The sequence below is a fragment of the Streptomyces sp. NPDC051133 genome (assembly GCF_040682635.1).
Classification (GTDB): domain Bacteria; phylum Actinomycetota; class Actinomycetes; order Streptomycetales; family Streptomycetaceae; genus Streptomyces.
In genome coordinates this window covers 24,788-31,811 of the sequence record NZ_JBFBBK010000072.1, presented here as the reverse complement: position 1 = coordinate 31,811, position 7,024 = coordinate 24,788, and the positions used below count along the sequence as shown (strand labels likewise).

General features: G+C 70.8%; 4 protein-coding genes. All 4 read left to right on the top strand.

Translation table 11 applies throughout. The features are described 5' to 3' along the window. Window positions 1-979: 979 nt before the first annotated feature. The 4 genes from AB0N17_RS41125 to AB0N17_RS41110 all read left to right on the top strand — a co-directional run bounded on the left by AB0N17_RS41125 (window position 980) and on the right by AB0N17_RS41110 (window position 6,978). Window positions 980-1,549 (top strand): hypothetical protein, encoded by a 570-nt coding sequence (locus AB0N17_RS41125; protein WP_366016803.1) that lies wholly within the window; start codon window positions 980-982, stop codon window positions 1,547-1,549. Between the two features lie 70 nt (window positions 1,550-1,619). Then, a complete protein-coding gene (locus AB0N17_RS41120) occupies window positions 1,620-1,904 on the top strand; it encodes a hypothetical protein (protein WP_366016802.1) in 285 nt (94 codons plus the stop codon). A gap of 126 nt (window positions 1,905-2,030) precedes the next feature. After that, a complete protein-coding gene (locus AB0N17_RS41115) occupies window positions 2,031-2,675 on the top strand; it encodes a hypothetical protein (RefSeq protein WP_366016801.1) in 645 nt (214 codons plus the stop codon). 316 nt (window positions 2,676-2,991) lie between these two features. After that, the gene (locus tag AB0N17_RS41110) at window positions 2,992-6,978 is read left to right on the top strand and encodes a DUF3560 domain-containing protein (protein WP_366016800.1); all 3,987 of its coding nucleotides are present in this window, start codon (window positions 2,992-2,994) and stop codon (window positions 6,976-6,978) included. Window positions 6,979-7,024 lie beyond the last annotated feature (46 nt).

The window sequence follows — 7,024 nt, the reverse complement described above, 5'->3', positions numbered from 1 at the left end:
CCCCTCCCGAAGCCCCGGTCCGAACCCGTCCGCCTACCCGGTCCAAGCGCTCCCAGCGCGTCCCCGCGCGAATTGCCCGCCTCCGGCGGTGGGTTATGGAATTGGCCTCCGGCCATTCCATAACCCTGCGTGCCTCCGGCACGAAAAGCGCGGAGAGGGTTTGTGCCTCCGGCACAAATTCGGGTGCTGATTTTGAGTGTGGGGGTGGAGAGTTCGGGTTTGAGTTGGGGATTGGGTTGACGGTTGGTCATGGGCCCTTTCCCGGGGTGAGGTTCGGGGGGACTCTCCGATTCCCTTAAACCCGAGGGGACTTGAATTGTATTCCGTGGGAAAAGTAAATCACGGAATACGAGGGAAAGGCAATACGGGCCCCTCCGGGGCCCGATCGCCCGTTCAAGGGGACGGGGGGTCGAGGGGTGGGGGGTTGGGCTGCCTCCGGCAGAACGGCCCGGGTGTCCCCCGTCGGGGTGGAGGAGAGAGACAGACGGACGGAGAGGGGCAGGGAGCTGGACGACGAGGAGAGGACGGGAGAGGAGCCCTCCGGGCCCCTGCTCCCCCCTCCCCCACCCCCTTGCCCGTCCACCGGGCCCGCAGCACGGCACCGCGCGGCGGCGCCAGCCGACGCGCAACCAACACCAGGCCGCCCCCAATCCCCGAAGCCCACCACCCCACCACCCGCCCCCCACACCCATTACTCACTCATCCTTCAACCGGCGCGGGAAAAGTGGCAGCAGAGGGGATGTCAGACCCCCGACCATGCGCGGAACCCTTGGTTGACCTGCGGATACGTCGCCCGTCCCGGAGAGGCTCGCGCAAGAGATGTCGCAAGAGAAGGCGCAGGAGTAGCCGCAAGAGATGTCGCAAGAGATGTCGCAAGGTTCGGCGTTTCGGGTGCTTCCCCAGCCGTGAGAGTGTATTATTGATTTTGAAGTCGGGCGGCAACCTGACTCAGTCTCAATCACCAACACGAGGAGCCCCCTTGAACACGGACGCGGAAACCGTTGACGCGGTAAGCCGACTCACGATCCACCTTGCTGGAGAGCACGAGACCGACGCATCTATCGGTCTGACGCTCATTCCCCTTCTGAAGATCCCCACGGCCATCATCGAATTCCGGCACCCTACCGGCGCGCGCGTTTGGTGGGAAGGCTGGTGCGAGGCCGCCGGGATGCTCGACAGGATCTTCCCCGAGCAGGTCGACGCCGGAGAATTGCGCGAACCCGAATTGACCATCAATTCGTTCGTGATCCTGGACGACGCGCCCCGTCGCGCCAAAGTCCGGGCCCGCAGCGCGGCAGTAAGCCCCGACGGAATCGGCGCACTTTCCGTCACCGTCGGAGGTCTGACAATCGCGTGCGCGTCCCGCGCGGCTGTCGAGTGCCAGGTTCGCGGGTGGCGCGAGGCGTACGACGTGTTCGCCAGTGACGGGGGGTTCGGTCTGCCGTCCGCCGACGAGGTGGCCGCGCGCGTCCGGGCCGATCACGCCCGCCACGGGGTCAACGAGCTGTTGACGGCCGCCGAGGAGCAGCGGGCAGCCCGGACGCAGTGACGGGCCCAGGGTGGGGCGGCCGCCGGTCGCCCCACCCGCCCGGAGCCACAGCCGCCAGAGAGGGGACAGCATGACCACCACAGGACCGATCAGCCGAGGGCAGCGGGTACGCATCGAGCGCAACCCCACCCGGGGTCTGGCCGCCCACGCCCGCCCGAGGACCGCGAACCGGCCCGCCCCGTGGCCCGAGGTCTGGGAAGGCACCGTGTTGCAAGTGACCTACGACGAAGGCGAGTTGACCGACGTCGAGGTCTACGGCAAGCGCGAGAGCACCGGCGAAACCAAGCGGGTCGGATTCAGCCTCACCCGCAACCCGTTCTTCCGTACGACCGTGACGCCAGTCGAATCGCCGTAACTGCGCACGTCCGGGGGGGGGGGTGATTGAGGGTTGACGATCACCCCCCGGGCGAGTGTATTATTGATTCTGCGGGTGAGCGGCAACTCACCCGCCACCAACTCGACAACCCAAGGCAGGGGAACCATGAGCGAGTACCAAGACCACGTACGGCAGAGCCTCGAAGGGCAGAACGTCGACCCGAGCGAGGATCTCGGCATTGACGCGATGCGGTGGACGCCCGACCCCGTCAGCGGGGACGTGACCGACGAGGCGACGCGCACCGCCGCCGACACGGCACACGCGTTGCTCGACCGCTCCGCCGACGCGTACCTGTCGCTCCTGAACGCCGTTCTTGGCGACGGGACGCACCACATGGTGGCCAGCGCCAGCACGCCGCACGGTGACCTCACCGAAGGCCAGGAACTCACGGTGATCGGTGACGCCCTGATCATCAACGAGACCGCATCCATGCGAGTCTGCGCAGTGATCGCGGCAGCCATGGTCGGGTGCGGCACCGGTGGACTGGTCGTGCGCACCTTCAGCCCCGACGGGTCGGAGTTCGTACGCGGCTGGAGGGTCCGGAACTTCTGGCTTCGACCGCTCACCGCTCAGGAGATCCGGGAGGCGTACACCGTCGACACCGAGACCGGTGCGCCGGTGGCCCCGGAACCGGGCGTTGAGTACCGGCAGGCCGAGCGGGTGCCCCGCCCGGACCAGGCCCCGACGCACGGCGAGAGCGCCAGCCACACCGCGCCGAGGGACAACCGGCCCCCGAACCGCCGCAACTGAGCACCACCCCGCCGGGGCCGGTCGCCCGACCGGCCCCGGCGGGAACGTCCCTGCCTCCCCCTGCCCTGCCTCCCGGTGTGAGCGGCAACTCACCCGGCACCAACCCGACCAGGAGTGACCCGACATGACCACGACCACGCACCCCGCCAGCAGCTCGCGCACCCGAGCCCAGAAGCCGGCCCCGACCCCTGCCGAAGCGCCGGCACCCACCGCCCCGACCGCCGACCTCCCCCGCAACCTGGCCCGCCTCACCGCCCAGGCCGAGGAGGCCGGATGGACCGCCACCGCCCAGACGCAGCCCGGACACTGCGCCCTGGTGCTCACCGCCCGCCAGGAGGCCGGGGAAACCGTCCTGCGCTGCGTATGGCGACTCACCGCCCGGGGGCACCGCTGGGACGGCGCCACCCTCACCCGCAACGGCCAGCAGACCGCCGAGGGCATCGCGTGGCGCGCCGTCGGCGACCTGGTGGCCGCCGAGGCCCCCACCGCCCGCACACAGCCGACCGCGCCGAACCGGGCGGACGCTCCGGCGCCCGTTCCGGCCGAGACCGCGGCGGAGACTTCGGCTCCCCGGAAGCGTGCCCGTAAGGCGCCGTCCGTGGCGGAAGTCGAGCGCGCGCGCAGGGCAGCGGAGGAGTGGCCGGAAGCCATGCAAGCGCGGTCGCTGGGCGACCGTTACGAGGGGAAGTTCCGGCGCTCCGACCTGCTCTCGGAACTGTCCGTGTGCGGTGAGCGGTTCCCGTTCCGCTTCCATTTCCAGTCGGGCGGCGGCCACACCGTGACCCTTCCGACGGGGGACGTGCGTGGTACGTGGGGTGAGGTCACGGGGGCCGCTATCGCGTACGTGATCGCCGAGCGTCCGGCGTCGGTGCTACGGGCGACGGCCGAGACGGCGCGCGTGTACGCCATCCATGCGGAGCGTGCGGCGGAGAAGGCGGAGGAACACGCGCAAACGGCCGTGTCGGTCGGCATGGCGCGCGCTGCACTGGACACGGTCCGTGCGTTCGCTCAGCGCATCGATTGGGACGGGCTGACGGATGAGCAGTACGACAGCGCCCGGGGTGCGGTCCGTGAGGTCGAAGAGTGCGCAGAGGGCGCAGAGTCCGCGTATGGGCGGGGCGACGTCGACACGGCCCGTTGGGAAGCGCGTGACTCTCTCGCCGTCGTGCGCTGGTTCGGGCTTGACGTGCCGTCGGCCCAGGCATGCGCGGAGCGTGCGCCGGAACCGCGCGCGGTTGCTGGGCGGGTGCGGCCCCAGGCGTCGGCGTTCCTGCTGCGGATCACCCGCCCGGGATGGGAGCGACCGTCAGAGGAGGCCGAGGTTCCAGCCGGTGACGTTGCCCCCGCGGCTGACCAGCGCGCGGAGGCGGACGGGTCAACAGAGAACTCGGGGGAGGCGCCCGAGGTGGCGGCGGACGCCGGTCCGGCCGAGGGTGCGCCGGTCGTGGTGGAGCGTCCGGCGGTATTGCCCGACGTCGTGTCGGACCCCGGCAGGGTGGACGGGTGGGAGACCGACGGGGGCGCGGTTGAGGTGCTGCCGGTGATCTGCCACGGCAGCGCGGGTGGAGTGTTCCCGGTGGCGTTCCGTGGCCCGTATGAGGGCACGGTGCGAGTGTCGCGGGCATGGCTGACGGAGCGTGCGCGCCGTGCGCTGACCGTGGCGCGTGAGCGGCTGACGGTGGCGGAGGAGTACGCGGAGACCTGCGCGGCGTGGCGGCGGGATGCGTACGACCTGCACCAGGAAGTACGCCGGTCGGCTGGTGTGCTGGGTGAGCGAGTGGTGGTGCATTACGAGACGTCCGGCGGGTGGTCGGAGCGTGCCCGTGAGGCGTCGTGGGCGGCGGATACGCGGCGGATGAATGCGCGGGATGCGGTCCGGCGGTGTGAGCGTGAGCTGTCCGGCTTGGAGGCGGAGGCGGCGGAACCGGGGCACCGGTCGGAGTCGGCCCGTGCGTTCCTGGCGCGTGCCGTGTCCGGGGATGTTCCGGCCGGCCGTGGGGCGTGGGTGTCCGCCGACGGCGGTACGGCGGTGATGTTCGAGCTTCCCGCAGACGTCGACGTGAACCCGGACGTGAGGCACGGGGAAGCGAACGAGCAGCGTCGGGCATTCGTCGACCTGTTGGCCGATGCCGTGGCCGCACGGGATGAAGGCCGCGCGCTGATCGGCCGTGACCTCCCGTCGAAGGGGACGCACGGACGTACGGCCGGAGTCGAGAAGGGCCAGGCGTCCGCCTCGGTCAAGGGGCTGGACGTCAAGCCGTGGAAGGCTCCGAGGGTTCCGGCGGAGGGTTCGCCGCTGGATAGCGAGACGCTCGCCACGTGGGACACGGTGGGGGACGTCGTGGCGGAGTGTGAGGCGGCGCCCGGGGTGTGGCTGCCCATGGCTGCCGTGTCGTTTGCGGCAACGGCCATGGCCAACGGGTGGACGGTGGCCATGCAGCGCAGCACTGATGGGGGCATGGTGGCGGTGCGCGTCGCCGGTGTCGCGGTCAAGGAAGGTGAGCCGCTCGCCTATGAGTTGCTCGCGGTGTGGGACGGCGGGGTGTTCCGTGAGGACCGTTCGGCGGTGTGGGTTGCCGGTCGGCGGGTGACGGGCAAGCGCACGCCGTTGTGGTCGGCGCCGGTCCGGGTGGGCCGGTCGGGCAAGCACCAAGATCCCTCGATGTTGGCGACGGTGCAGCATGCGGCGGAGCCGGGCACGCTCGCACGGGTCGCGCTGAGCAGCTCGGCGCCTGCCCCCGAGGGTGTGAGCGACCCCGGCGGCATGGACGGGTGGGAGAGCGAGGGCGGAGCGCTCGCGCGGGATGATGGCGGAGAGCTCCCCCCGCCGGCACCCCGTGACGAGGTGTCCGCGCGGGCGGCTGACGTGGTGTCCGACCCGTCCGGGGCGGACGTGTGGGAGGCAGAGGGCGGCACGGTGCCGGACGTCGGCACCCCGGCCCCGGCCCCGGCGGCTGTGGCGGTTATGCCGATCGACTGGGCGAAGCCTGCCGGGCGCGGTGACTGCGCGGCGGCAAACACGTGTGGCGGGTTCGGGGTGCTGCTGTGGGACGTGCCCGGCTGTGCTCCGCGCTGCGCCGAGTGCGCCGCACGGGTCATGGGGCACTCTCCGGCGGCACTGCGCGCGCTCACCCTGCCCGGGGACGTCGCGGAGGCGGAGGAGGAGGCCGAGGCGGCGGACATCGTCATCCGGCACACCCACGAAGACGGCACCACCGTTGAGGGCTCCGCCAAGGGTGACGGGGTGTGGGAAGCGTTGCGCCCGCTGGGCTGGACCTACCGGCGTACCCCGGGGATCTTCATCCGTGGCAGCCGCTACAAGAGCGCCGACCGGTGGAAGATCAACCGGGCTGCCGAGGCGGTGCGCGCACTCGGCCTGTCGTGCGCTGTGGTGATCGAAGAGGGCATGTCGTTTGCCGAGCGGGAGGCCGCCCGCGTGGATGCAGCCGAGCAGAGGGCGGACCGGTTCACGGACCGGGCCGGACGTGCGGCGGCATCGTCGCAGTCGGCGCGGGATGCCTCGGACCGGATCGGCGAACGGTTCTGGATGGGTCAGCCGATCCTGGTGGGCCACCATTCGGAAGGGCGCGCCCGCAGGGACCAGGAGCGCATGCACAACGCGATGCGCAAGAGCATCGCCGAGGGCGAGCGGGCCGGTTACTGGGCATCCCGTGCGGCGGCGGCGGACGCCTACGAGCAGTACCGGAAGAACCCGGGGCGCACGCTGCGCCGTATCGAGAAGCTGGAGGCGGAGCGGCGCGGCGTGCTGCGGGAGCGTGACGGCGTTGACGACAAGGGCCGTACGGCTGATGTGTGGCGACGCGAGCCGTCCGAGGCGCGCCGGGAGGAGCTGACGCGCCGTCTGGCCGAGTACGACGAAGAGCTGACGTATTGGGCGGAGACGATCAAGGAGGCGGAGCGGCGCGGCTTCAAGGTGTGGGGTCGGGCCGACTTCATCAAGGGTGATTTCGTGCGGTGGCGGGGGTCCTGGTACGAGGTGACCCGGGTCAACGCCAAGACGGTGACCGTGCCGCACATCCACGCCGCGTTTGACGGCGGCGCCGTCGGTGCCGTCGACGGATGCCGCGTGGTCACCCGCGCGGCAACGGCTGAGACCCGGCACAAGGGCAGCACGTACACGCTCCCCTACAACGAGGTGAGCGGGCGCATGTCGGCCGAGCAGATGCGGGCCGCCCTGGCGGGCGAGGCGATCCCAGCCGACCCGCGCGACATCACCCCGGAGCCCTCCCCGTCGCCGGGTTCGCCGACTGATGCGGACGACGCGTTGAACCCTCCCCAATAAGAGCGTATTATTGATTTTGCAGGTGAGCGGCAACTCACCCGCCACC